Below are 26,649 nucleotides of genomic sequence, written 5' to 3'. Positions count from 1 at the left end.
CTCCCGTGCGTTGTCATGCTGGGAGGAGTCTGCCGGACGAGGTGAGGGGAACTGCTGCGCATGCGGAAGCGAAGCCATCGGGCGCGGGCCGTCGCGGCGGCCGTAGCGGCCGTCGTGCTGGGCGCCGCGGGCTGTGACGCGGTCGGCGGGGACTCCCCCGGCGGTCGGGCGCACTCGGCGCGTCCGTCGCCGGCGCCGTCGTGGAACACCAGACCGGACTCGGTCGCGGCGGTGGGTGACTCCATCACGCGCGGTTTCGACGCCTGCTCGGTGCTGTCGGACTGCCCGGAGGTGTCCTGGGCGACCGGCAGCAGCCCGGGCGTGGACTCGCTGGCCGTGCGGCTGCTGGGCAGGGAACGGGCGGCCACCCACAGCTGGAACTTCGCCGTGACGGGCGCGCGGATGGCCGACCTGCCGGCCCAGATGGCGCAGGCGGCGGCGCACAGACCCCAGTTGGTGACGGTGATGGCGGGCGCCAACGACGCCTGCCGGGACAGTACGGCGGCGATGACGTCGGTGGCGGACTTCCGCGCCCGGTTCGAGGAGGCCCTGCACACGCTGCGTGAGACCCTGCCCAAGGCCCAGGTGTATGTGGCGAGCGTGCCCGATCTGAAGCGGCTGTGGTCGCAGGGGCGCACCAACGCGCTCGGCAAGCAGATCTGGAAGCTCGGCATCTGCCCGTCGATGCTGGGGGACGCGGACTCCTTCAGCGCGGCGGCGATCCTGCGCCGGGACACCGTGCAGGACCGGGTGGAGGCGTACAACGCGGTGCTGAAGGATGTGTGCGCCAAGGACCGCTCCTGCCGCTTCGACGGCAACGCGGTGCACGACTTCCGGTTCGGCACGGCGCAGTTGAGTCACTGGGACTGGTTCCACCCCAGCACCGACGGCCAGGCCAGGCTGGCGGAGATCGCCTACCGCACGGTGACCGCGAAGAGCCGGTGACGTGAGATCCGTACGACAGGGCCTAGGGTTTCCCACATGGGTGAACTTTTCGGCACACTTTCCGACGGCACACCGGTGCACCGCTGGACCCTGGAGCGTGCGGGGGTGCGGGTGCGGGTCCTGTCGTACGGCGGGGTCGTGCAGTCGGTGGAGGTCCCGGACCGTCAGGGGCGGGCCGGGAACGTGGTTCTGGGATTCGACGACCTCGAAGGGTATCTCGCCCATCCCGAGCCGCATCTCGGTGCGCTGATCGGGCGGTACGCCAACCGGATCGCCGGCGCCCGCTTCACCCTGGACGGGCGGACGTACCCGCTCGTGGCGAACGAGGGCCGCAATACGCTGCACGGCGGTGAGCGCGGCTTCGACAAGCGCGTGTGGGACGTCGAGCCGGTGGAGCACGGGCTGCGTCTGACCCGGGTCAGCCCGCGCGACGAGGAGGGCTTCCCGGGCCGCCTGGAGGTCACGGCGACGTACACCCTGGACGCCTCCGGTGCCCTGCACCTGGCCTACGAGGCGGTCACCGACGCGCCGACCGTGGTGAACCTGACCAACCACAGCTACCTCAACCTGGCCGGGTCGGGGCACGCGGGCGGGCACGAACTGCGCCTCGCGGCCTCCCGCTACACCCCGGTCGACGCCGCTTCGATCCCGACCGGCGAACTCGCGGACGTCACCGGCACCCGCTTCGACTTCCGTACGCCGCGCAAGACCGGCTCCGGCTACGACCACAACTTCGTGCTGGACAAGGGCGTCACGCGGGCCCCCGTGGAGGTGGCCGAGCTGTACGACCCGGCGTCCGGGCGGGTGCTGACGGTGGCGACGACCGAGCCGGGTCTGCAGCTGTACACCGCAGACCACCTGGGTGAGCCGTTCCTCCCCGGGGGCGGCGTCGCGCTGGAGACGCAGCACTTCCCGGACTCCCCGAACCGGCCGGAGTTCCCGAGCACGGTGCTCAGGCCGGGCGAGGTGTACCGCTCGCAGACGGTGTACGGGTTCTCCGCACGCTGAACGGCGTGAGCCCCGGTCCGGGCGTCAGGTCCCGGACCGGGGCTGCTGGTGGGGGGCCGCCCCCCGTCAGGTGGGGCGGCGTCCCGGATCAGACGTTAATCGTGGCGGCGATGCGGCGGTCGGCGATCGAGCGTCCGGCCTGGATCTCGTACGAACCCTTCACAAGAGACCATGAGTTGGTCGTCTCGTCCCAGATCTCGAAGGCGCGGCGCGGCAGTTCGACGACCGCCTCGGCGACCTCGCCCGGCCCGGCGTCGACGCCCGCGAAGCCGGCCAGCCACCGCGCCGGGCGGCTCGCGTCGGGCTCGACGGGCGCGAGGTAGACCTGCACGACCTCGTGCCCGGCCCGGGTACCGCGGTTGCGCACCCGCACGGTCACCGTCGTCCCGTCCGTCTCGACCGCCTCGTAGGTCCAGTCGGTGTAGCCGAGGCCGTGGCCGAAGGGGTACGCCGGGGTGCGGCCCTCCTTCTCCCAGGCGCGGTAGCCGATGAACACGTCCTCGTCGTAGTCGAGCCGGCCGTCGGTGGGCACGACCCGGGTGACGGGCGCGTCCTTCAGGGAGCCCCAGGTGGTGGGCAGCCGGCCGCCCGGCTCGTGCGCGCCGGTGAGCACGTCGGCCAGGGCGGCCCCGCCCTCCTGGCCGGGGAACCAGCTCAGCAGGACGGCGGCGACCTGGTCGCGCCAGGGCAGTTCCACCGGGGAGCCGGAGTTGACGACCACGACGGTGTCGGGGTTGGCGGCGGCGACCGCGCGCACCAGGTCGTCCTGGCGGCCGGGCAGTGCCAGGTCCGTGCGGTCGAAGCCCTCGGACTCCACGCGCTCGGTGGTGGCGACCACGACGACGGCGGTGTCGGCGGCGCGGGCCGCCTCGACGGCCTCGGCGATCAGCTCCTCGGGGTCGCGCTGCGGCGCCTGGTGGGCGAGCGCGAACAGGACGGCCCTGATCGGCGAGCCCTCCGGCTGCTCGACGATGTGGATCAGGGAGACCTCGACGGGCTCACCGGCCCTCAGTTCGGGCTGGGCGCGCGGTACCGGGGAGCCGAAGAAGGCCTCGAAGGGGTCGCTGTCGGCAGCCGGGGGCTGGTGGTCGTCGAAGTACGTCGTGCCGTCGACGCGGAGGGTGAAGGTGCCGGTGCCGCGGATGCCGAAGGTGTGCGGGCCGCTCTCGCGCGGGGTGAAGGTGCCGGTCAGTTCGACGGAGTGCAGCGTGTCGTAGGTGACGCCCTCGGGCAGGTCCGCGCCGAGCCACTGCAGCTGCCCGTTCGGCGCGGACGCGGTGCCGATGACCTCGCCGCCCGCGTCGCGGCAGACGGCGCGCAGCTCGAAGCCCTGGTCGGCGACGGAGAGTTCGGTGGCCGGGTCGGCGCCGAGGGCGTAGCGGACGGCGCCGTCGGGCAGGGCGGCGGTGAGGCCGTCGAGCGGGGAGACGACGTGGGCCGGGAAGACGGTGGCGGAGCCGCCGCCGAGGACGCGGGCGTCGCGGGCGGCGGCGCCGATGAGGGCGACGGTGCGGCCGGGCTTCAGCGGCAGCGCGGCGTTCTCGTTGCGGACCAGGACGAAGGAGCGGCGGGCGATCTCGCGGGCGAGGACGTCGCCGTCGACGGTGCCGGGGAGTTCGGCGACGGCCGGCTCGGCGCCGGTGAGGACGCCGACCCGCGCGGCGAGCCGCAGGACTCGGCGTACGGCGTCGTCGACGGCGCTCTCGGTGACCTCGCCGTCGCGTACGGCCTGGGCGAGTGCCTCGCCGTAGACGGTCTGCGGGCCGGGCATCGCCACGTCGAGGCCGCCGGTGAGGGCGCCGGTGGTGTCGCGGGCGGCGAACCAGTCGGAGACGTTGACGCCGTCGAAACCCCACTCGCCGCGCAGCACCTCGTTCACCAGGTGGTGGTGCTCGGTCATGGTGGTGCCGTTGACGGTGTTGTAGGCGGTCATGATGCCCCACGGGCGGGCGTTCTCCACGATCACCTCGAAGGGCGCCAGGTACAGCTCGCGCAGGGCGCGCCCGGAGACGCGGTTGTCGACGGTGAAGCGGTCGGTCTCGGCGTCGTTGGCGACGAAGTGCTTGACGGTGGTGCCGACGCCGCCGGACTGCACGCCCTGGACGTAGCCGGTGCCGATGCGGCCGGTGAGGTGGGGGTCCTCGCTGTAGGCCTCGAAGTGGCGGCCGCCGAGCGGGGAGCGGTGCAGGTTGACGGTGGGCGCGAGCAGCACGTGGACGCCCTTGCGGCGGGCCTCCTGGGCGAGCAGCACGCCGGCCCGGCGGGCGAGCTCCGGGTCCCAGGTGGCGGCGAGCGCGGTCGGGGAGGGCAGGGCGACGGAGGGATCGTCGGCGCTCCAGCGCACGCCGCGCACACCGATCGGCCCGTCGGACATGACGAGGGACGCAAGAGAGATCTCGGGCAGTGCGGGCAGGGACCACATGTCCTGGCCGGCCAGCAGCCGGGTCTTGGCGTCCAGGTCGAGCTTGCCGAGTGCGGACTCGACGGCCGCCTCGCGGGCCTCGTCGGCCGGGGTGCGCTGGGTTCCCGCCATCGCGGTGCCTCCTCGTTGCCACTGTGCAGGTGGCCCCATGGTGCACCGGCCACCTGTAGAGCGGTAGGTTTCGTTATCCTGCCGTGACGATCGAGAGGCGGCATGCCGTACGGTGACGCCATGAACGCAAGGGTCAGGAGCGAGGAGCGGCGCGCGGAGATCGTGCGGGCGGCCCTGGAGGTGATCGCCGAGCGCGGGTACCGGGGGGCGAGCCTGGCCGCGGTGGCGGAGCGGGTGGGACTGACCCAGCAGGGGCTGCTGCACTACTTCCCGACCAAGGACGCGCTGCTGGTCGCGGTGCTCAAGGAGCGGGACCAGTGGGACGCGGTGCCGGACAGCCAGTGGCGTCTGGACCTGCTGGCCTCCCTGGTCGAGTACAACGCGATGCGGCCAGGCATCATCCAGACCTTCTCGGCGCTGCTCGGCGAGAGCGTCACGGAGGAGCACCCGGCACGCGCCTACTTCACCGACCGCTACCGCCGGGTCCGGGAGAACATGGCGGCCGTCCTGCGCACCGAGTACGGCGACCGCCTGCCAGGCGGCCTCACCCCCGAACGCACGGCCCCGCTCCTGGTCGCGGTGATGGACGGCCTGCAGTACCAGTGGCTGCTGGATCCGGAGACCGTGGACATGCCGGGCGCGTTCCGGGACTTCCTGCGCCTGCTGGGCGAGGACGTGGGCTGACCGCTAACGGGCGGGGACGGCGGCCACCACCTCGATCTCGATCAGCGCCTCGGGCGTGAACAGGCGGGAGGCCTCGAACGTCATGCTCGTCGGGGCCGTGCCGGTGAGGAACTCCCGGCGTACCGCGCCGTATTCGTGCAGGCGGGAGATGTCGGTGAGGCAGGTGCGGATGTTGACGACGTCCGTCAGGGCCGCGCCGTGCGCCCTCAGCAGGGCGTCCAGCGCCTCGAAGATCCCACGGGACTGCTCGGCGACCGTGGCGCCCTCGGCGATCTGGCCGGAGACGAACAGCAGGGCGCTGCCGTCGGCGTGTTCGACGCGGGCGACCTGGGAGTAGTAGGCGTTGGCGGGCTGCGGGGCGTCCGCGGGGTTGTCCAGGGTGACCTTCATCGTGCTCCTTCGGCGGCGCTCAGACGGGTGACGGCACGTGCGATGTCGGCGCCGGCGAGGGCGGGGTCCGCCGCGGCACGGCGGAACTGCTCCAGCAGCGCCCGGATGGCGGGCAGTTCGGCGGCCTGCGTGGCGATTCCCAGGTCCTTCACGGCCAGGTCCGTGCCGAAGTGCACCCCCTCGGCGAAGGCGCGGGCCACCGCTCCGGCGAGCGGGCTGCCGGCGAGAGCGTCGCGGGCGGTGGCGGGGTCGAGGCCGAGCGCGCCGGCCAGCCGCAACGCCTCCGCGACGATCCCGACACCGCCGATGACGGCCGTGTTGACGACGAGTTTGAGGGCCGCGCCGGAGCCCAGGGGCCCGGTGCGGGTGACGCCGCCGAGGCGGGCCAGCACCGGCTCGACGGCCGCCGCGTCCCCGCCCGCGAGGATGCCGAGCGTGCCCTCGGCGGCCCGGTCGGTGCTGCCCATGACCGGCGCGTCGACCAGGGTGACCCCCTGTGTCAACCGATCGGCGAGCTCCCGCACGGCGTCCGGCCCGACGGTGGACATCTCTACCCAGGTGACACCCGGCCGCAGCCGCGGCGCCACGGCGTCGGCGACGGCGGCCAGCGCCCGCGGTCCCGCGAGCATCGTGATCACCACGTCGGCGTCCCGCACCGCGCGCTCCGGAGAGGCGGCCGGAACGGCGCCCTCGGCGGCGAGCGGTTCGGCGCGGGCCGCCGTGCGGTTCCACACGGTGAGCGGGTGACCGGCGGCCAGCAGCCGCCGGGCCATGGGCTCGCCCATGCGGCCAAGGCCCAGAAACGCGATCTTCTCCATGGCGTCGACGCTAGGCCCGGGTGCGTCATGCGACAAGCGAGTGTCTAGCATCGGTGCCATGCCGACTCCGCATGGCTCCGGGGACGTACCCGACCTCGCCACCGTCTGGCTGCGCGTCTTCCTCGAGGTCGCCCGGCACGGCTCGTTCACCGTGGCCGCGCGCACCCTGGGCTGGACCCAGTCCGCGGTCTCCCGGCAGATCTCCTCCCTGGAGTCGGCCCTCGGCGGCGCCCCGCTCTTCGACCGGCTGCCCCGGGGCGTGGGACTCACGGAGGCGGGCCGCACGCTCCTGCCGCACGCCGAGGCCGTCACCGAGACGCTGCGCGACGCCGCGCGCGAACTGGCCGACCTGCGCGAGGCGGCCGGCGGGCGGCTGCGGTTCGGCGCGTTCGCGACCGCCGACGCGGCGCTCGTCCCGCAGGCCCTGGCCGCGTTCCGCGCCCGCCACCCCCGCGTCCGCGTCACGCGCGAGGAGGGCCTGTCCCCCGGCCTGCTGGACCGTCTCACCGCCGGGGATCTCGACCTGGCCGTGGTCTCGACGACGGGCCGCGCCCCGCTGGACGGGTACGACCTGCACCACCTGCTCGACGAAGCCCTGTACGTCGCCGTTCCCGCCGGTCACCCGCTCGCCGCCGCCGGTGCGCCGGTGCGGTTGGCCGAGCTGGCCGACGCCGACTGGATCGCCGGCAGCCCCCGCCCGGAGGGCACCCTGCTCGCCGCCGTGCGGCAGGGCTTCCGGCCGCACGTCGCCCATGTCGTCGCCGAGTGGACCGCCAAGCAGGGCTATGTGGCCGCCGGTCTCGGCGTCACCCTCGTTCCCGCTCTGGCCGCCGCATCCGTACGGCCCGACATCGCCCTGCTGCGGGTGCGCGCCGAGGACGCCCCGGCGCGGGCGGTGTACGCGGCGGCCCCACGGGGGCGGTCACTGACCCCGGCGGCCCGTGCCTTCGTCGCCGCCCTGCGGGAGGCAGCCGCCCGCGTTCAGGTCTGACCGACAACCCCATGGCGTACGCCACTTCCGTCACGCGATACTGCGCCGGTCCCGCAAGTACGCACCCACGGCGACGGAAGGACGACAACCGCCTTGCTGCCCTCACGCGTTCGCGCGGCCGCCCTCGGGCTGGCCCTCACCGCGGCCCTGGCCGCCCCCACCACCGCCTCGGCCGCGCCGGCCGCGCCCCTCGCGCCGACCGTCGAGGAGCAGCGCCTCGGCCAGGCGGCACCGCAGGAGATCCTGCGGCGGTCCGGATTCGACACCGTGGCACCGGAGTTCAGCCGGGCGCTGAGCCGCGCGCACTCCTCCGCGCAGGCGCGCCGGATCGTCGTACGGGAAGGGGCCGCGCTGTGGCGGCGGGCCGTGGAGCGGGCGCAGGGGCGGGGGCCGGCGGGTGGGGATCTGAGCCGGGACGACGACCGGCCGCTGTACTGGGCGCGGCTGGGCATGACACGGGAAGTGCGGGGGTGGGAGCCGCAGTTCGCGCTCGGCGAGGCGGAACGGGCGGCGCTGCTCGACGACTTGGAGCGCAGCTCGCGCGGGCAGAGCGACGTCCGGTACCCGCGGGAGGCGAAGGGCATCAAGCGGGTCCTGGTCACCGGGTTCGACCCGTTCACGCTGGAGAGGGACATCCGCATCTCCAACCCGTCCGGCGCGTCCGCGCTGGCCCTGGACGGCACGCTGATCGAGACGGCGAGCGGTCCGGCGCGGGTGGAGACCGTGGTGTTCCCGGTGCGCTGGCGGGACTTCGCGCAGGGGACGGTGGAGCGGGCGCTGCGGCCGTATCTGCCGCGGGTGGACCTGTTCACGACGGTGAGCCAGGGCCGCGTCGGGCGCTTCGACATCGAGCGCACCAACGGGGCCTGGCGGGGCGGCTCCCCGGACAACGACGACACCGGAACGGCAGGGCCCGTCCCGGTCGGCGATCCGGCGACGCAGCCGCAGTGGACGACGACGACCCTGCCGTACGCCCGGATCACGGCGGCGGACACGGGCCGGTTCCCGGTGTACGACAACACGTCCGTGACCGAGATTCCGGCGGGTGGCGGTGAGCCGGTGGTGCGGCCGGACGGGCCGACGCCCGGGTCGGCGGCGCGGGCCGGGGGCGGCGGGAACTACCTGTCCAACGAGATCGCCTACCGGGCGACGCTGCTGCGCGACCGACTGGGCCTGCACGCCACGCTGCCCGGCGGGCATGTGCACACCCCGGTGCTGCAGTTCGGCGCGGGCAACACCGACCCGGCGACGGGCACGGTCACGGACCCGGAGTTCGTCCGCAACCGGCTGGACATCATCGCCCAGGTGCGGGCGATCCTGTCGGTGGCTGCGGGAACGGTGTAGCGGCCTCGTCACCGTCGCGCTCCCCCTCCTCGATCTCCTCGCCCCGCAGGTCGCGCGCCAGCAGCGTGGCGCCCGCGACCGCGCCCGGCATCAGGAACACGGCGACGAAGGGGACCAGGAAGGCCAGGCCCAGGGGGGTGCCGAAGCCCCAGACGAGGAGCTTGCGCGAGCGCAGCAGGGCGAGGCGCTCGCGCAGGGCGACGCCGCGCCGCTCCAGAGCGACGGCGGCCAGTTCCTCGGTGAGGAAGAAGCCGGTGACGAAGAAGCCGATCACCGGGACCACGGTCTGGCCGACGACTGGCACGAACCCGAGGGCGAAGAGCAGCACGCCCCAGAGCGCGGCCCGGACCAGGATGCGCAGGCTGTCGCGGGCGGAGATCCACAGCTCGCGCCACAGCGGCAGCCCCGACTCGGGCGCGGTGCCGTCGCGGGAGACGTCGCGGTCGACCTGCTCCGAGAGGTTCTCGTAGAAGGGCTGGCCGATCAGGAGCGTGACGGCGGTGAAGGACAGGACGGCGAGGAGCAGGCTCAGCGCGAAGAGCACGGCGGTGAGGAAACCGCGGAACAGGCCGAGCCACGGGCTGGACCAGTCGTCGGCGAACGGCGTCGCCCACGTGACGAAGTCCTCGCCCCACAGCGCCAGGGCGACGAGCGCCGCGGCGTACAGCACGAGCGTCACCAGGCCGGGCAGCAGCCCGAAGCCGTAACTCCTGCCGTGCCGGACCACCCATCGCTGGCCTTTGAGCAGATAGCCGAAGCCCACCCCGAGATCACGCATGACAGCACTCTAGCGAGCGCCGCTCGGCGAGCTTCGCGGCGCCGGTCGACAAGCCCTTCACGGCAGCTGCCGCGGCGGGGGCGGGGCCCGCGAGCGTCCGTCCACTCGCGCCCGGCAGCTCCCACCGCGGGTCAGTCCGGGTCAGTCCGTGAGCATCCTGCGCAGCAGGTCCCGCAGGGATGCGCGTTCCGTGTCGGACAGGCCGGCCAGGGGCTCGCGGGCGAAGCGCAGGCCGTCGCGCAGGTCCCGGGCGACCCGGCGGCCCTCGTCGGTGGCCGCGGCCAGCTTCACCCGGCGGTCGGCGGGATCGGGGCGGCGCTCGACCAGGCCGCGCGCCTCCAGCCGGTCCACGATCCCCGTGACGTTGGACGGCTCGCACTTCAGCTTCTGCGCCAGCTTGCGCATCGGCAGCGGCTCCAGGGACAGCAGGCTGAGCAGGCGCGCCTGGGCGCCGGTCAGCGCGTGCTGGCCCGCCGCCTCCTCGTAGTCCGCGTAGAAGCGGGCCACGACGTCCCCGATGAGCTCGACGACCTCGAGGGTCAGCGGGTCGGGGCGGCGGGTCGTGTGTGGAGTGGACATGGATTCCAGGGTACCCGCTTACTTGACAACCTGAAATATTCAGGAGCATCGTTGTTTCAGGTACTGAAGTAATTGTCCTTGAAGTGATCGCCCCTGAGGCAGTCACCTGAACCACACCGAAAGGCCCGTCATGATCAACCGCGAATGGCACCTGCTCAGCCGTCCCGTCGGCTGGCCGAAGCCCGAGGACTTCGCCCTGGTCGAGGCGGAGGTGCCACAGCCGGGTGAGGGTCAGGTCCTGGTACGGAACAAGTACCTCTCCGTGGACCCGTACATGCGCGGCCGGATGAGTGCCGCGAAGTCCTATGTCGCCCCCTTCGAGCTGGGCAAGGCCATGCAGGGCGGCGCGGTCGGCGAGGTGGTCGCCTCCGGCGCCGAGGGCATCGCGGTCGGCGACCACGTCCTGCACTTCTTCGGCTGGCGCGAATACGCCCTGGTGGACGCCAAGCACGCGGTCAAGGTGGGCCCGACCGCCGTCCCGTCCGTCAAGGTGGACCCCGAGGGCGTGCCCCTGTCGGCCTACCTCGGCGTCCTCGGCATGACCGGTCTGACCGCCTACGCCGGCCTGCTGCGCACCGCGTCCTTCAAGGAGGGCGACGCCGTCTTCGTCTCCGGCGCGGCCGGCGCCGTGGGCAGCCAGGTCGGGCAGATCGCCAAGCTCAAGGGCGCCTCCCGGGTCATCGGCTCGGCCGGCTCCGACGAGAAGGTCAAGCTGCTGGTCGACGAGTACGGCTTCGACGCCGCGTTCAACTACAAGAACGGCCCCGTGGGCGAGCAGCTGCGCGCCGCCGCCCCCGACGGCATCGACGTGTACTTCGACAACGTCGGCGGGGACCACCTGGAGGCCGCGATCGGCTCCCTGAACGAGGGCGGCCGGATCGCGGTCTGCGGAATGATCTCGGTCTACAACAACACCGAGCCCGCCCCCGGCCCGCGCAACCTCGCCCGCCTCATCCAGACCCGGGGCCGGATCGAGGGCTTCCTGGTCGGCGACCACTACGACCTGCAGCCGCAGTTCGTCCAGGAGGTCGGGCCGTGGGTCGCCTCGGGTGCGCTGAAGTACCGGGAGACCGTGGTCGAGGGCATCGAGAGCACCCTGGAGGCGTTCCTCGGCGTACTGCGCGGCGACAACATCGGAAAGATGGTCGTCAAGCTCTAGCCTTTCGGCACTTTCCGGTATGCGGTAACTTCTTTCCGAAATCCGTCGTCGATCGTGGGCGCGAGTCGCGGCGGACCGAGGAGGAGGAAGACAACCACATGTCCATCCAGCAGTCCGACGTCCTGTACACCGCCGTCGCCACCGCCGAGAACGGCCGCGACGGCCGGGTCGCCACCGACGACGGCAAGCTCGACGTCGTCGTCAACCCGCCGGTCGAGATGGGCGGCAGCGGCGCCGGCACCAACCCGGAGCAGCTGTTCGCCGCCGGCTACAGCGCCTGCTTCCAGGGCGCGCTCGGCGTCGTCGCCCGTCAGGAGGGCGCCGACGTCTCCGGCTCGACCGTGACCGCGAAGGTCGGCATCGGCAAGAACGACGACGGCTTCGGCATCATCGTCGAGATCTCCGCGGACATTCCGAACGTGGATGCGGAGACGGCCGCGAGCCTGGTGAAGAAGGCGCACGAGGTGTGCCCGTACTCCAAGGCCACGCGCGGGAACATCACGGTGACGCTCGTCTGAGTCCGGGGTGCCGCCTGCCGGGTGCGGTCATGTGCCGGGTGCGGGTCGCGGGGGGCTGCTCGCGCAGTTCCCCGCGCCCCTTTCCGTTGGTCACCGCGCCCGGCATTCCCCTGTCGCGTCAGTTCATCTCCAGCGCCGCCCGGTGTACGGCCCTGACCAGGGGCTCGTTCTCCGGTGCCGCGCCCGCGGGGTACGCCATCCGGCGGCGGGTGTAGCCGTAGGCCAGGCCGCTGCGGGGGTCGGCGAAGGCCTGGGTGCCGCCCGCGCCGCTGTGGCCGAAGGCGCCGGCGCCCAGGAACGGGTACCAGCGGTCCGAGGTCGCCTGGAAGCCGAGGCCGAAGGCCCTGTGGGTGCGGGTCACCAGGTCGTAGCCGACGGAGTGGATCTGGCCGACCTCCGCGACGGTGTCCGGCTTCAGCAGCGGAGGCCGGTCGTCGACCTCGCTGATCGCCGCCGCGTACATCTTCGCCAGACCGCGCGCGGAGGCCACCCCGCCCGCCGACGCCGGTCCCTTGGCGCGCACCAGGCGTGAGTTGGCATGGCCCTCCGGGGGCCCCGGCTCCGGCACATGGGTGTTGAAGGCGATCGAGGCCAGGGTGTGCGGTCCGGACGGCCGGGCATCCAGCAGCGCCCGCTGCTCCGGCGTCGGGATCATCGGCTGCACGGACCTGAAGCGCGGCTCCTGGGACTCCGGCAGCCCGAGGAAGAAGTCCAGGGCGTACGGGGCGCGCACCCGCTCCTCGTACACCTCCTGCAGGGTGTGTCCCGTGGCCCTGCGGACCACCTCGCCGGCGAGGGCGCCGATGACGAGAGCGTGGCAGCCGAAGGCGGTACCGGGCCGCCAGTACGGCTTCTGGTCCGCGAGCCGTTCGGCGATGGCCCGGTCGTCGGCCAGCTCCTCCGCGGAGAATCCGGCGTCGATCCCGACGAGGCCGGCCCGGTGGGTGAGCAGGTCCCGCAGGGTCACCGCACCCTTGCCCTCGGCGCCGAACTCGGGCCAGTAGTACGTCACCTTGCGGTCCAGTTCCAGGGTGCCGTCCTGGACCAGGATCGCGGCCACGAGATGGGCGGCGCCCTTGGTGGACGAGAACACGCCGTACAGGGAGTCGGCCGCGTTGCCCGTCCACAGGTCGACGACCCGGCGTCCGTGCACATACGCGCACAACTGGCCCTCGTAGTCGGGGCGTTCGGCGGCGACGAAGGCCGCGAACTCCTCCCGCACAGCTTCGAAGCCGTCCGCCACGGCGCCGTCGATCTCCTGACCCATCCGCTCTCCTCCCCTGGACTCCGCCTCCCATGGTGCCCGACGGAGATCATGCCGGTGGTGCTCCACGCCGGTTACGCGCGCAGACGGGTACGGCGACGGGCGCCCGTTCGACTCAACGGCCGTCCGTGCTCAGGTGCACCACCACAGGAAACGGTTGCAGGTCTGCGACGGCTCGGGGGCCGGGGCGGGGGGCTGGGTCGTCGGTGCGGGCGGACGGGTGGGCTGCGGGGCGGGGCCTTCGGTCCGGGTCGCCGAGGGGGCGGAGCGAGGTGTGTCGTGTGCGGTCGGGGCGCCGCTGGTCTCGGTGGCGCGGGCGCTCGGGGTCGGCGCGCTGTCCGACGGGGACGGCGAGGCGGACGCGGAGGGGTCAGGCGAGGTGGACGCGGTGTGCGTGTCCGACGCCGGGACCTGGTGCGGGCCGGACGACTCGTCCGTGCCGGGCTGCGCGTCGCCGCCGGCCGCGCCGTCCGGCGACTGGTCACCGGCCGCCGCCGGGTCGGGGGCGGAGAAGCCCGGTGCGTCGGTGCCGAGCTCGGCGAGGCTCAGCCCGCCTGCGGCCAGGACGAACCCGGCGGCGATGAGCAGGGTGCGGCGGCGGCGCCTGCGGTGCGCGGCGGCCTTGCGGTCCCGGCGGCTCCCGCCCTCCCCGCCTCCTTCGGCGGCGGCACGGCGTGCGGGCCGCCCTCCGGCGGCCGGGCGGTCCGCGGCGCGGAGCCGTCGGCCGGCGGGCGCGTCCAGCCTGGCGTCCGGCGTGTCGTCCGGCGCATCGTCCGGCGCGTCCCCGTCCGGCGGATCCTCCGCACCCTGCTCGCCGTGGTCGTACGTCCCGTAGGCGTACTCCTGCCCCGTGGGCTCCTCAGTGTGGGTGCGCAGTTGGTCCACGGGCACGCCGCAGCCGGGGCAGGCGAGGGCGCCGTTGAGGTGGCGGTGGCAGGAGTGGCAGAAGTCCATGACGCGGGAAGACTAGGTGCGCCCTGGGTAACGTTCCTAGGCACCGCTGTGAAGGTTGTGTGGGAAGGCAAGGGTCCGCTCACCGAAAGTCTCGAAACCGTTACGCGTTGAACCCCTTGACGCTGACGGCGCCCCGTCCTTACTGTCACGCCAGCATTTCGAACGTGTGACGAAATCTCGAACAGCGGAGGGCAACTGCCGTGCGCATCACCGGAATCAGCACACACGTGGTCGGCACGCCGTGGCGCAACCTGACCTACGTCCTGGTGCACACCGACGAGGGGCTGACCGGAGTCGGAGAGACCCGGATGCTGGGCCACACCGACGCCCTCCTCGGCTACCTGAAGGAGGCCGAGACCAACCACATCCTGGGCTCCGACCCGTTCGCCGTCGAGGACCTCGTCAAGCGGATGAAGTACGGCGACTACGGGCGGGCCGGCGAGATCGTGATGTCCGGCATCGCGGTCGTCGAGATGGCCTGCTGGGACATCAAGGGCAAGGCCCTCGGTGTACCGGTGTGGCAGTTGCTGGGTGGCAAGGTCACCGACAAGGTCAAGGCGTACGCCAACGGCTGGTACACCACCGAGCGCACCCCGGAGGCGTACCACAAGGCCGCGCAGGGCGTCGTGGAGCGCGGGTACAAGGCGCTGAAGATCGACCCCTTCGGCACCGGGCACTTCGAGCTCGACCACCAGCAGTCCCTGTACGCGGTCTCGCTGATCGAGGCGGTGCGGGACGCCATCGGTCCGGAGACCGAGCTGATGCTGGAGATGCACGGCCGCTTCTCCCCCGCCACCGCGGTGCGGCTCGCCAAGGAGCTGGCGCCCTTCCAGCCGGCGTGGCTGGAGGAGCCGGTGCCGCCGGAGAACCTGAAGGCGCTGGAGAAGGTGGCCGCCAAGGTGGACATCCCGGTGGCCACGGGTGAGCGCATCCACGACCGGATCGAGTTCCGGGAGCTGTTCGACAGCCAGGCCGTGGACATCATCCAGCCGGACCTCGGCCACATCGGCGGCATCTGGGAGACGCGCAAGCTCGCCGCGACCGCCGAGACCCACTACATGCTCGTCGCCCCGCACAACGTGGGCGGTTCGGTGCTCACCGCGGCCTCCCTCCAGGTCGGTTTCACCTCGCCGAACTTCAAGATCCTCGAGCACTTCAACGACTTCGCCGACGCCGAGATCAAGAAGGTGGTCAAGGGCGCGCCCGAGGTCGTCGACGGCTACTTCCACCTGTCCGACGCGCCGGGACTCGGCGTCGAGCTGGACGTGGACGCTGCCGCCGAGTTCCCGCAGCAGCAGGCCCGCTTCGACCTGTGGGCCGAGGGCTGGGAGAAGCGGCAGCCGAAGGGCGCGCAGTGACCGTCCACGTCGTCATCGAGGCGCCCGGCGAGCACCGGCTCACCGCGCACACCCCGCGTGAGCCGGGGGCCGGCGAGGCGCTGGTGCGGGTGCACTCGGTCGGGATCTGCGGCAGCGACCGCGAGGTCTACCAGGGCAACCGGCCCGAGGGGTACGTCCGTTACCCGCTGACGCCGGGTCATGAGTGGTCCGGGACCGTCGAGGCCGTGGGCCCGGGTGTCCCGGCGGGTCTGACCGGCCGCAAGGTGGTCGGCGAGGGCTTTCGCAACTGCCAGGTGTGCGACCGCTGCCACGCCGGCGAGACCACCCTGTGCACCGACGGCTACGAGGAGACCGGGTTCACCCAGCCCGGCGCGATGGCGCCGACGCTGACCCTGCCGGCCCGCCTGCTGCACGTGCTGCCCGACGACGCCGACCTGACGGCGGCCGCCCTCCTGGAGCCGGCCGCCTGTATCGCGGCCGCCGCGCTGAAGGCGAACGCCCGGCCCGGCGAGCGGGTCGCGGTGGTCGGCACCGGGACGCTCGGCATGTTCGCCGTGCAGTTCCTGCGCGCCGGCTCCCCGGCCGAACTGCTGGTCGTGGGCACCAGGAGGGACCGGGAGGCGCTGGCGCGGCAGTTCGGCGCCACCGACTTCCGCACCAAGGAGCAGGAGCTTCCCGGCGACTTCGACGTCGTGATCGAGACCGCGGGCTCCGCCGACGCGGCCCGCACGGCCGCCGCGCTGCTACGGCGCGGCGGGCGGCTGGTGCTGACGGGCATCCCGGCGCCGGGCGCCGACGGACTGGACCCGACCGATCTCGTCGTACGGCAGCTGGAGGTGCACACCGTCTTCGGGGCCTCGCCGGACGCCTGGTCGCACACCGTGCGGGTGTTCGCGGCCGGGCTGCTCGACCCGGTGCCGCTGGTGACGCACGAACTGTCGCTCGCCGAGTTCCCGCGGGCCATGGAGCTGGTGGGGTCCGGCGATCCGAAGGTGGGCAAGGTTCTTCTGCACCCCTAGTACACCGCTCCGCCGAAGACGTACGCCGGTACGGGGGCGACCTGACGGTCTCCGTACCGGCGTACCACCAGCTCCGCACGCCATGAGCCGCGAACCTCGTCCGACATATCGAACGTCCAGCTCTGCTGGACACCAGGACACTAAGGACAACTGTGACCGACGCTTCCGCCACGGCAGCCCGTCGCCCCGGTGAGCCCGCGCTCACCGCGCTCGGCCTGGGCGCGCCCGCCCCCGACCCCGCCGACGCCTCGCCGTACACCTTCCCCGGCGGCGGCCGCTGGCGCACCGAGATCCCCTCGTGCGAGGGCCCCGAGGCACTGGCGGTGGTGCTGAAGGAGGCCTCGCGGCTGGACGTGCCGATCCACCGCATCAGCCAGGGCAGCGGAGTGTGGATGCTCAGCGACGCCGAGATCACCGAAATGGTCGAGGCCACCGCCGAACGCGACATCGAACTGTGCCTGTTCACCGGGCCGCGCGGCACCTGGGACATCGGCGGCTCGACCCGCACCGACTCACGCGGGGCCGGGTTGCGCGCCCGCGGCCACGACGCCGTGGCCGGCTGCGTGGAGGACGCGGTCCGCGCCACCGAGCTGGGCGTCAAGTGCCTGCTGGTGGCCGACGAGGGCGTGCTGTGGACACTGCACCGGGCACGCGTGCAGGGCGTCATCCCGGCCGACACGACCCTGAAGGTCTCGGCGCTGATCGGCCCCGTCAACCCGGCGGCGTACGCCGTCTACGAGCGGCTGGGCGCCGACTCGGTCAATGTGCCGAGCGATCTCACGCTGGACCACCTCACGGAGATCCGGCGCGTGTCGGGGGCCCCGATGGACATGTACATCGAGGCGCCGGACGACCTGGGCGGTTATGTCCGGATGTACGAGGTGGCCGAGCTGATCCGGCGCGGCGCTCCGCTGTATCTGAAGTTCGGCCTGTCCAAGGCGCCCGCGATCTACCCCTACGGCCACCACCTGCGGGAGGTCACGCTGGCCACGGCCAAGGAGCGGGTGCGGCGCGGCCGGCTGGCCCTGGACCTGCTCGCCCGGCACGGAGCCGGCGACGACATGGCTCCGCTGGGGTCCCGGCTGCCCGGCGAGCTCCAGCGGTTCGAAACACGTTCATAAATTTTCGCAACTGCCTCTTCACAGAAGACGACGTAGCCGAACACAATCCCACACGTCTGTTCGTCCCCTCTCCCCGCACCACCGTTCGCCGGTTCCCCCCGCACCACCTCCTCACAGCGTTGCCGCACAGCCGCCGTCGGCCGTGCTCGACATCAAGGAAGACGCCATGCGCAACCGCAGAGCCGCACTGACCGCGATAGCCGGAGCCGCCTCGCTCGCCCTCACCCTGACCGCCTGCGGCCAGAGCGGCGAGGGCGGCAGCAAGGAGGACTCGGGGTCCGCCAAGGGAGGCACGATCGGCATCGCGATGCCGACGAAGTCCTCCGAGCGGTGGATCGCCGACGGCAACAACGTCAAGAAGGACCTGGAGTCCAAGGGCTACCAGACCAAGCTGGTCTTCGGGGAGGACGACCCCGACCAGCAGGTCTCCCAGATCGAGAACCTGATCACGCAGGGCGTGAAGGCCCTCATCGTCGCCGCCATCGACAACAAGTCCCTGGGCAATGTGCTGCAGCAGGCCAAGGACGCGAACATCCCGGTCATCGCCTACGACCGGCTCATCCTCGGCACGGCGAACGTCGACTACTACGCCTCCTTCGACAACGAGAAGGTCGGCCAGCTCCAGGCGAACTACATCGCCGACAAGCTGGGCCTGAAGAGCGGCAAGGGGCCGTTCAACATCGAGCTGTTCGCCGGCTCCAACGACGACAACAACACCAAGTACTTCTTCAACGGCGCGATGAGCGTGCTGAAGCCGTACATCGACAGCAAGAAGCTCGTCGTGCGCTCCGGCCAGACCTCCCTGAACCAGGTCACCACCCTGCGCTGGGACGGCGCGACCGCCCAGCGGCGCATGGACGACATCCTGACCAAGTCCTACAAGAGCGCCCGCGTCGACGCCGTCCTCTCGCCGTACGACGGCATCTCCATCGGCATCCTGTCGGCGCTGAAGTCCGACGGCTACGGCTCCGCGGGCAAGCCGCTGCCGGTGCTGACCGGCCAGGACGCCGAGCTGGCGTCGGTGAAGTCCATCATCGCCGGGCAGCAGACGCAGACCGTCTACAAGGACACCCGCCAGCTCGCCAAGGTCGCCTCCGGCATGGTCGACGCCGTGCTGAACGGCAAGAAGCCCGAGGTCAACGACAGCAAGACCTACGACAACGGCGCCAAGGTCGTGCCCGCCTATCTGCTGCAGCCGGTGAGCGTCGACAAGACCAACTACGACAAGGTCCTGGTCGCGGGCGGCTACTACACCGCCGGCCAGCTCAAGTAACCGGGCACCGAGAAGGATTGGAAGGCACGACCATGGCGGGACCCGTCCTGGAAATGCGCTCGATCGTCAAGACCTTTCCCGGTGTCAAGGCGCTGTCCGACGTCACGCTGACCGTCCGCCAGGGCGAGGTCCACGCCATCTGCGGGGAGAACGGCGCCGGGAAGTCCACCCTGATGAAGGTGCTCTCCGGCGTCCACCCGTACGGCAGTTACGAGGGGGACATCCTCTTCGAGGGAGAGGTCTGCCGGTTCAAGGACATCCGGGCGAGCGAACAGCACGGCGTCGTCATCATCCACCAGGAGCTGGCGCTGGTGCCGTATCTGTCCATCGCCGAGAACATCTTCCTGGGCAACGAGCACGCCCGGCGCGGCCTCATCAACTGGAACGACACCCTCAGGCACGCCACCGAGCTGCTGCGCCGGGTCGGTCTCGACGAGCACCCCGAGACCCGCGTCGCCGACATCGGCGTCGGCAAGCAGCAGCTGGTGGAGATCGCCAAGGCGCTGTCGAAGAAGGTGAAGCTGCTCATCCTCGACGAGCCGACGGCGGCGCTCAACGACGAGGACAGCGGCAAACTGCTCGACCTGATCCTTCAGTTGAAGGACCAGGGCATCACCTCGATCATCATCTCGCACAAGCTGAACGAGATCCGCAAGGTCGCCGACTCGGTCACCATCATCCGCGACGGGCGCTCCATCGAGACCCTGGACGTGAAGGCGGCGGAGACGACCGAGGACCGGATCATCAGTGGCATGGTCGGCCGTGACCTGGACAACCGCTTCCCCGAGCGCACCCCGCACGAGCCGGAGGCCGGCGCGGCCCCGGCGCTGGAGATCCGCAACTGGAGCGTGCACCACCCGATCGACCAGCAGCGCAAGGTCGTCGACGACGTGTCGATCCAGGTGCGCCGCGGAGAGATCGTCGGGATCGCCGGCCTGATGGGCGCGGGCCGCACCGAGCTGGCGATGAGCGTCTTCGGTCGCTCTTACGGCCGTTACGCCGGCGGCACGGTCCTGAAGGACGGCAAGGAGATCCGCACGAAGACCGTCGCGGAGGCGGTCGAGCACGGCATCGCGTACGTCACCGAGGACCGCAAGCACTACGGCCTCAACCTGATCGACACGATCAACCGCAACATCTCGCTGACCGCGCTGAAGAAGGTCGCCAAGCGGGGCGTGGTCGACGAGCACGAGGAGCGGCAGGTCGCCGAGGGCTTCCGGAAGTCGATGAACATCAAGGCGCCGACCGTCTTCGAACCGGTGGGCAGGCTGTCCGGCGGCAACCAGCAGAAGGTCGTCCTCAGCAAGTGGATCTTCGCGGGTCCGGACGTGCTGATCCTGGACGAGCCCACGCGCGGTATCGACGTGGGCGCCAAGTACGAGATCTACACGGTCATCGACCAGCTGGCGGCGCAGGGCAAGGCGGTCGTCTTCATCTCCTCCGAGCTGCCCGAGCTGCTCGGCATGTGCGACCGGATCTACACCATGGCCGCCGGGCGGCTCACCGGCGAGGTCCCGCGGGCCGAGGCCACGCAGGAAGTGCTGATGCGCCGGATGACGAAGGACACCCAGGACGAAGAGGTGACGCGATGAGCACCGAAGTGACCAAGAGCCCGGTGGCCGCACCGCCGGGCGGCGGCCCGGCCCAGGGCGCGGCGAGCCAGAACCTGCTGCAGCTGGTGGTGGGCGGCCTGCGCCGCAACATGCGCCAGTACGGCATGCTGCTCGCGCTCGGCCTGATCGTCGCCGTCTTCGCGGTGTGGACCGACGGCGACCTGCTGCTGCCGCGCAACGTCTCCAACCTGGTGCTGCAGAACAGCTATGTGCTGGTCCTCGCGATCGGCATGATGCTGGTGATCATCGCCGGTCACATCGACCTGTCGGTGGGCTCGGTCACCGCGTTCGTGGGCGCCTTCGCGGCCGTGCTGACGGTGGAACACCATGTGGCGTGGCCCGTCGCCGTGGTGCTGTGCCTGCTGGCGGGCGCGGTGGCCGGCGCGGTACAGGGCTACTTCATCGCCTATCTCGGCATACCGTCGTTCATCGTCACCCTCGCGGGCATGCTGATCTTCCGCGGTTTCACGGAGATCCTGCTCCAGGGGCAGACCCTCGGTCCATTCCCCAACGGCCTGCAGAAGATCGGCAACGGCTTCCTGCCGGAGGCCGGCCCGCACACCAACTACCACAACATCACGCTGCTGCTGGGCATCGCGCTGATCGTCTTCTCGGTGGTCCAGGAGGTCCGGGACCGCAGGCGGCAGCGGGAGTTCTCCCTCGACGTGGTGCCGCGCAACCTCTTCCTGCTGAAGCTGGTCGCCATCGTCGCAGCGATCCTCGTCGTCACGATGCTGCTCGCCAGCTACAAGGGCGCCCCGATCGTGCTGCTGATCCTGGGCGTGCTGGTCGTCGGCTACGGCTACGTCATGCGCAACTCGGTGTTCGGCCGGCACATCTACGCCATCGGCGGCAACCTGCCCGCGGCGAAGCTGTCGGGCGTCAAGGACAGGAAGGTCACCTTCTTCGTCTTCCTGAACATGGGCGCGCTCGCGGCCCTGGCGGGGCTGGCGATCGCCGCCCGGCTGAACGCGGCGTCCCCGAAGGCGGGCCTGAACTACGAACTCGAGGCGATCGCCTCGGCGTTCATCGGCGGCGCGTCCATGAGCGGCGGTGTGGGCACCGTCCTCGGCGCGATCATCGGTGGTCTCGTCCTCGGTGTGCTGAACAACGGCATGAACCTCCTGAGTGTCGGCACCGACTGGCAGCAGGTCATCAAGGGCTTCGCCCTGCTGGCTGCGGTCGGGTTCGACGTGTGGAACAAGCGCAAGTCCGGTTCGTGAGTCACCGGGGCCCCGCCGCACCGGCGGGGCCCCCTCCTTTGACGTCGTATGAGGAGCCGCACCTATGGAACTGAACAGACGCACGGTCATCGCCTCGGCAGCGGCCGCGGGCATCGCCGCGACGGCACTCGGCGGCACCGCCGAGGCCGCTGCCACGGGATCCGCCTCCGCAGGCCGCAGGCCGGTGAAGGAACACTTCGGCACGCTCGCCGACGGCACGAAGGTGTACCGCTGGTCGCTGGAGAACGGCGGCACCCACCTGAAGGTCCTGTCCTACGGCGGGATCGTCCAGTCGCTGGAGATACCCGACCGGCACGGCCGCCGCACCAACGTCTCCCTCGGCTTCGACAACCTCGACGACTACGTGGCGTCGAGCCCGTACTTCGGCGCCCTGATCGGCCGCTACGGCAACCGCATCGCCAAGGGCCGCTTCACCCTGGACGGCACGGACTACCAGCTGTCCGTGAACGACGGCGAGAACAGCCTGCACGGCGGCGCCAAGGGGTTCGACAAGCGGGTGTGGGACGTGGAGCCCTTCGCCTCCGGCTCCGACGTCGGGCTGCGCCTGCACCGCACCAGTGACGACGGCGAGATGGGCTACCCGGGCACGCTGCGGGCGACCGTGACGTACACCCTCACCCGGGGCGGCGACTGGATCATCGACTACGCGGCCACCACCGACAAGGCCACCGTCGTCAACCTCACCAGCCATGTGTACTGGAACCTGGCCGGCGAGGGCAGCGGCAGCATCGAGGACCACGAACTCCAGATCGCCGCCTCCCGTTTCACGCCCACCGACGCGGGCCTGATCCCCACCGGCGAGCTGGCGAAGACCGCGGGCACCCCCTTCGACTTCCGCCGCGCCAAGCCGGTCGGCCGGGACATCCGGGCCGGGCATCCGCAGCAGGTCCTCGCCAAGGGCTACGACCACAACTGGGTTCTGGACAAGGGCATCACCGCCGATCCCGAGCACGTCGCGACGCTGCGCGACCCCTCCTCCGGGCGCACCCTGAAGATCGCCACCGACCAGCCGGGCCTGCAGTTCTACTCCGGCAACTTCCTCGACGGCACCCTCACCGGCACGTCGGGGCGCACCTACCGGCAGGGTGACGCGCTCTGCCTGGAGACGCAGCACTTCCCGGACTCCCCGAACCAGCCGGCGTTCCCGTCGACGATGCTGCGCCCGGGCGAGACGTACCGCACGCGGACGGTCCACCGCTTCTCCGCGTGAACCCGGCGCTGTGGCGGGGGCGTTGAACAGCGCCCCACCGGCCTGCGTACACAAGGGCGGCCCGTGCTCCTCCGGCACGGGCCGCCCTTGGACACGGAGGCCTCCCTTGGCAGACAACGTCACCTCGCTGTTCCGTGAGCACGCCGCGCACAGTCCCTCGATGGCGGCGCTGACGCGGGAGAGCGACGGGGCGGGACCACTGGACTTCTGCATCCCCTGCAATCCGTACTTCCCCACCCCATCGATGTTCGAGGAGCTGGCGGCCCGGCTCCACGAGATCCTCACGTACTACCCGAGCGGCGCGGAGACGATCACCGCCGAGCTGTGCGATCTGCTGCGCCTGCCGCCGAGCTGCGTGGCCATGGGCAACGGCTCCACGGAGCTGATCACCTGGATCGACCATCTGCTGGTCCGCGAGTCCCTCGCGGTGCCGGTGCCCTCCTTCGGCCGCTGGACCGACCAGCCGATGGAGACCGGCAAGCGGGTCGACATGTTCCCGCTGCAGGAGGCGAACGGCTTCGCCCTCGACCTGTCCCGTTACGCCGACTTCATCCGCACCCGCGGCAGCCGCGTGGCGGTGGTGTGCAACCCGAACAACCCGGACGGCGGCTACCAGCACAAGCAGGCGCTGGTGGCGTTCCTGGACGCGATGGCGGACCTGGACCTGGTGGTCGTGGACGAGTCGTTCCTCGAGTTCGCGGACGCGGAGGCGGACCCCTCCGTCGTCCAGGAGGCCGTGCTCCGCCCGAACGTGATCGTCCTGCGCAGCCTGGGCAAGAACTTCGGGCTGCACGGCGTCCGCTTCGGCTACCTGGTGGCCAACCCCGCGCTGGCCGGCCGGGTCAGATCGATGCTGCCGAAGTGGAACCTCAACTCCTTCGCCGAACACGTGGTGTTCATGCTGCGGGAACACGGCCGGGAGTACGCGCGCAGCCTTCAGCAGGTCCGCCGCGACCGCCAGGAGATGACGGCCGCGCTGTCGGCCCTGCCGGGCCTGACGGTCTACCCCTCCCAGGCCAATTTCCTCTTCGTGCGCCTGCCCGTGGGCGCCGAGGGCACCGTGGTGCGCGACCGGCTGCTCACCGGGCACCGGGTCCTGGTCCGCGAGTGCGGCAACAAGATCGGTTCCTCCAGCCGCTTCCTGCGGCTCGTGGTGCGCCCCGAGGCGGACGTGCGCCGGCTGGTGTCCGGCCTGGAACAGGTGCTCTACGGGACGACGTCCCGGGAGGAGTCCGCCGCGCCCGAGCCGTTCACCGGGAACGGCTACAGCTCGGGCACGGCGGCGGTGGACCGGCTGGTCGGGCAGACCAACGGCACGGGCGTGCCGCTCCCGCCGGCCCAGCCGTGGCCCCAGCCGCTGCCCCCGGCGGGGGTCCCGGCCCAGGGCGGCCTCACGGCGGCCCAGGTGCGCGGTACGACAGGCCTGCCGGACGGCCTGACGGCGGCACCGGCGGCGGGCTGGCCGAACGCGGCGGGAATGGGCCGGGCGGGCTGAACCGCCGGCCGCGTCAGTAGGCGACGGGCCAGCCGCTGCTCCAGTTCAGCAGGTTGATGCCGAGCTTCGGGGTGCCGTTGTCGTTGCCGTCGTAGTAGTGGTAGACGATCAGGTCCCCGTCGACGTCCTTCATGACGGACTGGCCGCCGGGTCCGATGACGCTGCCGTGGGACTCCAGCACCGGCGTCCCCCCGTTGTTCATGAGGGCGACGCCGTTCTTGTCGTAGTACGGCCCGGTGACGGAGGTGGCCCGGCCGACCTTGACCTTGTAGGTGGAGCCGGTGCCGGCGCAGCAGGTGTCGTAGGAGGCGAAGAGGTAGTAGTACCCGTTGCGTTTGACGACGAAGGGCGCCTCGACGGCCTTGGTCCCGGTGGGCCGGGAAGCGAGGGAGTACCGGGTGGTGTCACCGGCGTACTGCTTCCCGGTGGCCGGATCGACACGGATCATCTTGATCCCCGTCCACCAGCTCCCGAACGACAGCCACCACTTCCCGTCGTCGTCGACGAAGAGGTTCGGGTCGATGGCGTTGTAGTCGCTGGAAGTCGTGGAGGTGTAGACGACGCCGTAGTCGCTCCAGGAGCCGGGGAGACCGGTGGTGGAGGCCGCGAGCCCGATCGCGGAGGTGTTGTACCCGAACTTCGAGACGGCGTAGTACATCAGGTACTTGCCACCGTGGTAGGAGATGTCCGGCGCCCAGGCCTCGGTGTTGTACGACGACCACCAGGCGGGCTTGGTGGCGAACGCGTCGGCACCGGCCGTGAACGCGGTCCGGTCGGTGGAGGTCCGGTACGCGAGCCCGCCCCCGGTGGCGTACAGCAGATAGCGCCCGCCGGACGTACGGACCATCGAAGGGTCGTGCACGACGGTGCTGCCGGAGACGGTGCCGGGGTTGGGGTACGCGGAGGCGGTGCCGGGGACGAGGGCGAGGAGGAGGGCGGCCGGGACAGCGAGGAGGGCGGCTCTCCGGGACGTGCGGCTCATGGGGACGCTCCTTCGGTGGGGTCCGCCGTTCGACATTACGAACGACGATCGCGTCATCGGACGGGACCGTAGAGTCGAAGGCGTTGCGCGTCAATGGTTCACGCAGCAACGAAAGTTCGGCCCGGACCGTCTTGCCGGGCGGCGGGTCCCGGTCCACCACGTCCCACCGCTGGGCGAGCGCTTCGACGAGCAGAAGCCCGCGCCCGGTGTCGGCCGGCGGCGAGGCCGGCGGGACAGGGCCGGGCGGGGGCGGCTGGGTTTCGGAGCGGGTGTCACTGACCTCGATCCAGAGCCGGCCGTCACCGAGGACGAGCCGCACCTCGAAGTCCCGCCCCGTCCCGGACTCCGTGAGCCTGTTGCGGCGGATGCGCGCAGCCCCATGAGCACCAGCGAGCTGACCTGGTTCCAGTCGAGCTGCAGCAGCGGCGGCGACGGTGACTGCGTCGAGGTCGCCCTCGCCCCCGCCCGCGTTCACGTCCGGGACTCCAAGGACCGCGACGGGGGCGACTTCGCCGTGTCCGCCGGGTCCTGGGCCGAGTTCCTCAGCTACGTGAGCGAAGGCTGGACGCCTCAGCGCCTCAGGAGTTCGGGCACTCCTTCCACGCCAGGTGGTAGACGGTGCTGATGTCGCCGTCCGTCGAGTCCATCGTCATGAAGCTGACCTTGCCGGGCGCCGACGTGCCGGCGCTCACCCGCAGCTCCGTGTTGATGTTGAAGTTGCGCTGGACGCCGCAGGGGGCCCACACCAGCTGGGCCCAGTCCGTGGTGTCGGTGGCCTGCCAGTTGTCGTTGTAGGGGCCGGTCAGCGGGTGGTTCCGGTAGACCGTCTGCGAGGAGCCCTGGAAGTAGTACGAGGCTCTCTGCGCGCCGCTCGCGCCCTGCTGGAGTGCGGCGAAGCCGCGGTAGTCGGCGCTGGCGACGGCGTAGGTGAAGCCCTGGGGGACGTGCACGAGGAGGTTCAGCTGGCAGTTCTTGCGGAACGCGGTCGGGTCGGAGTTGCCGCCCACCTGCGCCAGGTAGTCGCTGTAGGTCACGGTGAAGGCCGTGTTGTCCTCGGAGACGGCGACCGCGGTGGTGCCCTGGGGGCAGCCGGAGCCGTTCACCGTGGCGACCTTGATGACGATCTTGTCCGGGGGCGGGTCGGTGAACCCGGAGGACGGGTGCTGTGCCGGTAGTGCCGTGCCGAGCAGAGCGGCGAGGACGCCGCTCAGAAGGAGTCCACCGGTCATGGTCTCTCCGTCCGTTCGCTGGGGGGTGGCTGTGTCGCACTGACTGTCGGGGATGTGTGAGGGATCCGTGAAGGCGGCCTCCGGCCATTCGCGGCGTCCTCCTGTGACACGGCTGTGACCGGAGTTATGGCTTCCACCACAGCCGGGGGCCGGGGCGG

Annotated in this window: 25 protein-coding genes; 16 read left to right on the top strand and 9 right to left on the bottom strand. The window is 71.5% G+C overall.

Annotation, left to right across the window (positions count from 1 at the left end; all coding sequences use genetic code 11):
• Positions 1–60: 60 nt before the first annotated feature.
• Together ACF1GV_RS03020 and ACF1GV_RS03015 are read left to right on the top strand one after the other, a co-directional pair.
• A complete protein-coding gene (locus tag ACF1GV_RS03020) occupies positions 61–945 on the top strand; it encodes an SGNH/GDSL hydrolase family protein (protein ID WP_391677209.1) in 885 nt (294 codons plus the stop codon).
• A 36-nt stretch (positions 946–981) separates the two neighbouring features.
• Positions 982–1,953: an aldose epimerase family protein gene (locus tag ACF1GV_RS03015; RefSeq protein ID WP_391677208.1), complete on the top strand. Its 972-nt coding sequence runs from the start codon at positions 982–984 to the stop codon at positions 1,951–1,953.
• Positions 1,954–2,041: 88 nt separating this feature from the next.
• Here the strand turns inward: ACF1GV_RS03015 and ACF1GV_RS03010 are convergent, their stop codons facing one another.
• A complete protein-coding gene (locus ACF1GV_RS03010; RefSeq protein ID WP_391677207.1) occupies positions 2,042–4,486 on the bottom strand; it encodes a glycoside hydrolase family 3 C-terminal domain-containing protein in 2,445 nt (814 codons plus the stop codon).
• A gap of 102 nt (positions 4,487–4,588) precedes the next feature.
• On the opposite strand from ACF1GV_RS03010, the gene ACF1GV_RS03005 reads away from it, so the two are divergent.
• Positions 4,589–5,170, top strand: coding sequence for a TetR/AcrR family transcriptional regulator (locus ACF1GV_RS03005; protein ID WP_391677205.1), 582 nt, complete (start codon positions 4,589–4,591; stop codon positions 5,168–5,170).
• 3 nt (positions 5,171–5,173) lie between these two features.
• Here ACF1GV_RS03005 and ACF1GV_RS03000 read toward each other — a convergent pair whose 3' ends face one another.
• Entirely contained in the window at positions 5,174–5,560 is a 387-nt protein-coding gene (locus tag ACF1GV_RS03000) for a RidA family protein (RefSeq protein ID WP_391677204.1), read from the bottom strand.
• Positions 5,557–6,378: an NAD(P)-dependent oxidoreductase gene (locus ACF1GV_RS02995; protein WP_391677202.1), complete on the bottom strand. Its 822-nt coding sequence runs from the start codon at positions 6,376–6,378 to the stop codon at positions 5,557–5,559. The genes ACF1GV_RS03000 and ACF1GV_RS02995 overlap by 4 nt, the downstream gene beginning before the upstream one ends.
• Before the next feature lie 58 nt (positions 6,379–6,436).
• Here ACF1GV_RS02995 and ACF1GV_RS02990 point away from each other — a divergent pair, with 58 nt between their 5' ends.
• Positions 6,437–7,369 (top strand): LysR family transcriptional regulator, encoded by a 933-nt coding sequence (locus ACF1GV_RS02990; RefSeq protein WP_391677201.1) that lies wholly within the window; start codon positions 6,437–6,439, stop codon positions 7,367–7,369.
• 93 nt (positions 7,370–7,462) lie between these two features.
• Positions 7,463–8,713: a pyroglutamyl peptidase gene (locus ACF1GV_RS02985; RefSeq protein ID WP_391677200.1), complete on the top strand. Its 1,251-nt coding sequence runs from the start codon at positions 7,463–7,465 to the stop codon at positions 8,711–8,713.
• Here the strand turns inward: ACF1GV_RS02985 and ACF1GV_RS02980 are convergent.
• Positions 8,664–9,491, bottom strand: a complete 828-nt coding sequence (locus ACF1GV_RS02980; RefSeq protein WP_391677198.1) for an EI24 domain-containing protein — start codon at positions 9,489–9,491, stop codon at positions 8,664–8,666. The two genes, ACF1GV_RS02985 and ACF1GV_RS02980, sit on opposite strands and share 50 nt — an antisense overlap.
• Positions 9,492–9,632: 141 nt before the next feature.
• Complete coding sequence (locus tag ACF1GV_RS02975; RefSeq protein WP_391677197.1) at positions 9,633–10,070, bottom strand: MarR family winged helix-turn-helix transcriptional regulator; 438 nt, start codon at positions 10,068–10,070, stop codon at positions 9,633–9,635.
• A 130-nt stretch (positions 10,071–10,200) separates the two neighbouring features.
• Between ACF1GV_RS02975 and ACF1GV_RS02970 the strand changes: the two genes are divergently transcribed.
• Together ACF1GV_RS02970 and ACF1GV_RS02965 are read left to right on the top strand one after the other, a co-directional pair.
• Positions 10,201–11,229: an NADP-dependent oxidoreductase gene (locus ACF1GV_RS02970; protein ID WP_391677196.1), complete on the top strand. Its 1,029-nt coding sequence runs from the start codon at positions 10,201–10,203 to the stop codon at positions 11,227–11,229.
• Between the two features lie 98 nt (positions 11,230–11,327).
• Positions 11,328–11,747: an organic hydroperoxide resistance protein gene (locus ACF1GV_RS02965; protein ID WP_391677195.1), complete on the top strand. Its 420-nt coding sequence runs from the start codon at positions 11,328–11,330 to the stop codon at positions 11,745–11,747.
• Between the two features lie 118 nt (positions 11,748–11,865).
• Here ACF1GV_RS02965 and ACF1GV_RS02960 read toward each other — a convergent pair whose 3' ends face one another.
• Positions 11,866–13,014, bottom strand: coding sequence for a serine hydrolase domain-containing protein (locus tag ACF1GV_RS02960; protein ID WP_391677193.1), 1,149 nt, complete (start codon positions 13,012–13,014; stop codon positions 11,866–11,868).
• Between the two features lie 129 nt (positions 13,015–13,143).
• Positions 13,144–13,965 (bottom strand): hypothetical protein, encoded by an 822-nt coding sequence (locus ACF1GV_RS02955; RefSeq protein ID WP_391677191.1) that lies wholly within the window; start codon positions 13,963–13,965, stop codon positions 13,144–13,146.
• A 200-nt stretch (positions 13,966–14,165) separates the two neighbouring features.
• On the opposite strand from ACF1GV_RS02955, the gene ACF1GV_RS02950 reads away from it, so the two are divergent.
• The 8 genes from ACF1GV_RS02950 to ACF1GV_RS02915 all read left to right on the top strand — a co-directional run bounded on the left by ACF1GV_RS02950 (position 14,166) and on the right by ACF1GV_RS02915 (position 24,280).
• Positions 14,166–15,323: a mandelate racemase/muconate lactonizing enzyme family protein gene (locus tag ACF1GV_RS02950; protein ID WP_391677189.1), complete on the top strand. Its 1,158-nt coding sequence runs from the start codon at positions 14,166–14,168 to the stop codon at positions 15,321–15,323.
• On the top strand, positions 15,320–16,324 hold the full coding sequence (locus tag ACF1GV_RS02945; protein ID WP_391677187.1) for a zinc-binding dehydrogenase: 1,005 nt from the start codon (positions 15,320–15,322) through the stop codon (positions 16,322–16,324). Before ACF1GV_RS02950 ends, ACF1GV_RS02945 begins: the two co-directional genes overlap by 4 nt.
• A 152-nt stretch (positions 16,325–16,476) precedes the next feature.
• Positions 16,477–17,445 carry a hypothetical protein gene (locus ACF1GV_RS02940; protein ID WP_391677185.1) on the top strand — a complete coding sequence of 323 codons (969 nt, stop codon included), beginning with the start codon at positions 16,477–16,479 and terminating at the stop codon, positions 17,443–17,445.
• 166 nt (positions 17,446–17,611) lie between these two features.
• Positions 17,612–18,718, top strand: coding sequence for a multiple monosaccharide ABC transporter substrate-binding protein (gene chvE, locus ACF1GV_RS02935; protein WP_363269049.1), 1,107 nt, complete (start codon positions 17,612–17,614; stop codon positions 18,716–18,718).
• Between the two features lie 32 nt (positions 18,719–18,750).
• Complete coding sequence (mmsA, locus tag ACF1GV_RS02930; protein ID WP_391677184.1) at positions 18,751–20,310, top strand: multiple monosaccharide ABC transporter ATP-binding protein; 1,560 nt, start codon at positions 18,751–18,753, stop codon at positions 20,308–20,310.
• On the top strand, positions 20,307–21,554 hold the full coding sequence (gene mmsB, locus ACF1GV_RS02925; RefSeq protein WP_391677183.1) for a multiple monosaccharide ABC transporter permease: 1,248 nt from the start codon (positions 20,307–20,309) through the stop codon (positions 21,552–21,554). The genes mmsA and mmsB overlap by 4 nt, the downstream gene beginning before the upstream one ends.
• Positions 21,555–21,618: 64 nt before the next feature.
• Complete coding sequence (locus tag ACF1GV_RS02920; RefSeq protein WP_391677181.1) at positions 21,619–22,785, top strand: aldose epimerase family protein; 1,167 nt, start codon at positions 21,619–21,621, stop codon at positions 22,783–22,785.
• A 106-nt stretch (positions 22,786–22,891) separates the two neighbouring features.
• On the top strand, positions 22,892–24,280 hold the full coding sequence (locus ACF1GV_RS02915; protein ID WP_391677179.1) for a pyridoxal phosphate-dependent aminotransferase: 1,389 nt from the start codon (positions 22,892–22,894) through the stop codon (positions 24,278–24,280).
• A gap of 13 nt (positions 24,281–24,293) precedes the next feature.
• Here ACF1GV_RS02915 and ACF1GV_RS02910 read toward each other — a convergent pair whose 3' ends face one another.
• On the bottom strand, positions 24,294–25,262 hold the full coding sequence (locus ACF1GV_RS02910; RefSeq protein WP_391677178.1) for an arabinan endo-1,5-alpha-L-arabinosidase: 969 nt from the start codon (positions 25,260–25,262) through the stop codon (positions 24,294–24,296).
• Here ACF1GV_RS02910 and ACF1GV_RS02905 point away from each other — a divergent pair.
• Positions 25,261–25,887, top strand: coding sequence for a DUF397 domain-containing protein (locus ACF1GV_RS02905; protein WP_391677177.1), 627 nt, complete (start codon positions 25,261–25,263; stop codon positions 25,885–25,887). The two genes, ACF1GV_RS02910 and ACF1GV_RS02905, sit on opposite strands and share 2 nt — an antisense overlap.
• Here the strand turns inward: ACF1GV_RS02905 and ACF1GV_RS02900 are convergent.
• Entirely contained in the window at positions 25,841–26,491 is a 651-nt protein-coding gene (locus ACF1GV_RS02900; protein ID WP_391677176.1) for a DUF4360 domain-containing protein, read from the bottom strand. The two genes, ACF1GV_RS02905 and ACF1GV_RS02900, sit on opposite strands and share 47 nt — an antisense overlap.
• Positions 26,492–26,649 lie beyond the last annotated feature (158 nt).

The sequence above is a fragment of the Streptomyces sp. NPDC014006 genome (assembly GCF_043088925.1).
Classification (GTDB): Bacteria; Actinomycetota; Actinomycetes; order Streptomycetales; family Streptomycetaceae; genus Streptomyces.
The sequence above is the reverse complement of the archived record's forward strand: the minus strand, read 5'-3'. Positions and strand labels throughout refer to the sequence as shown.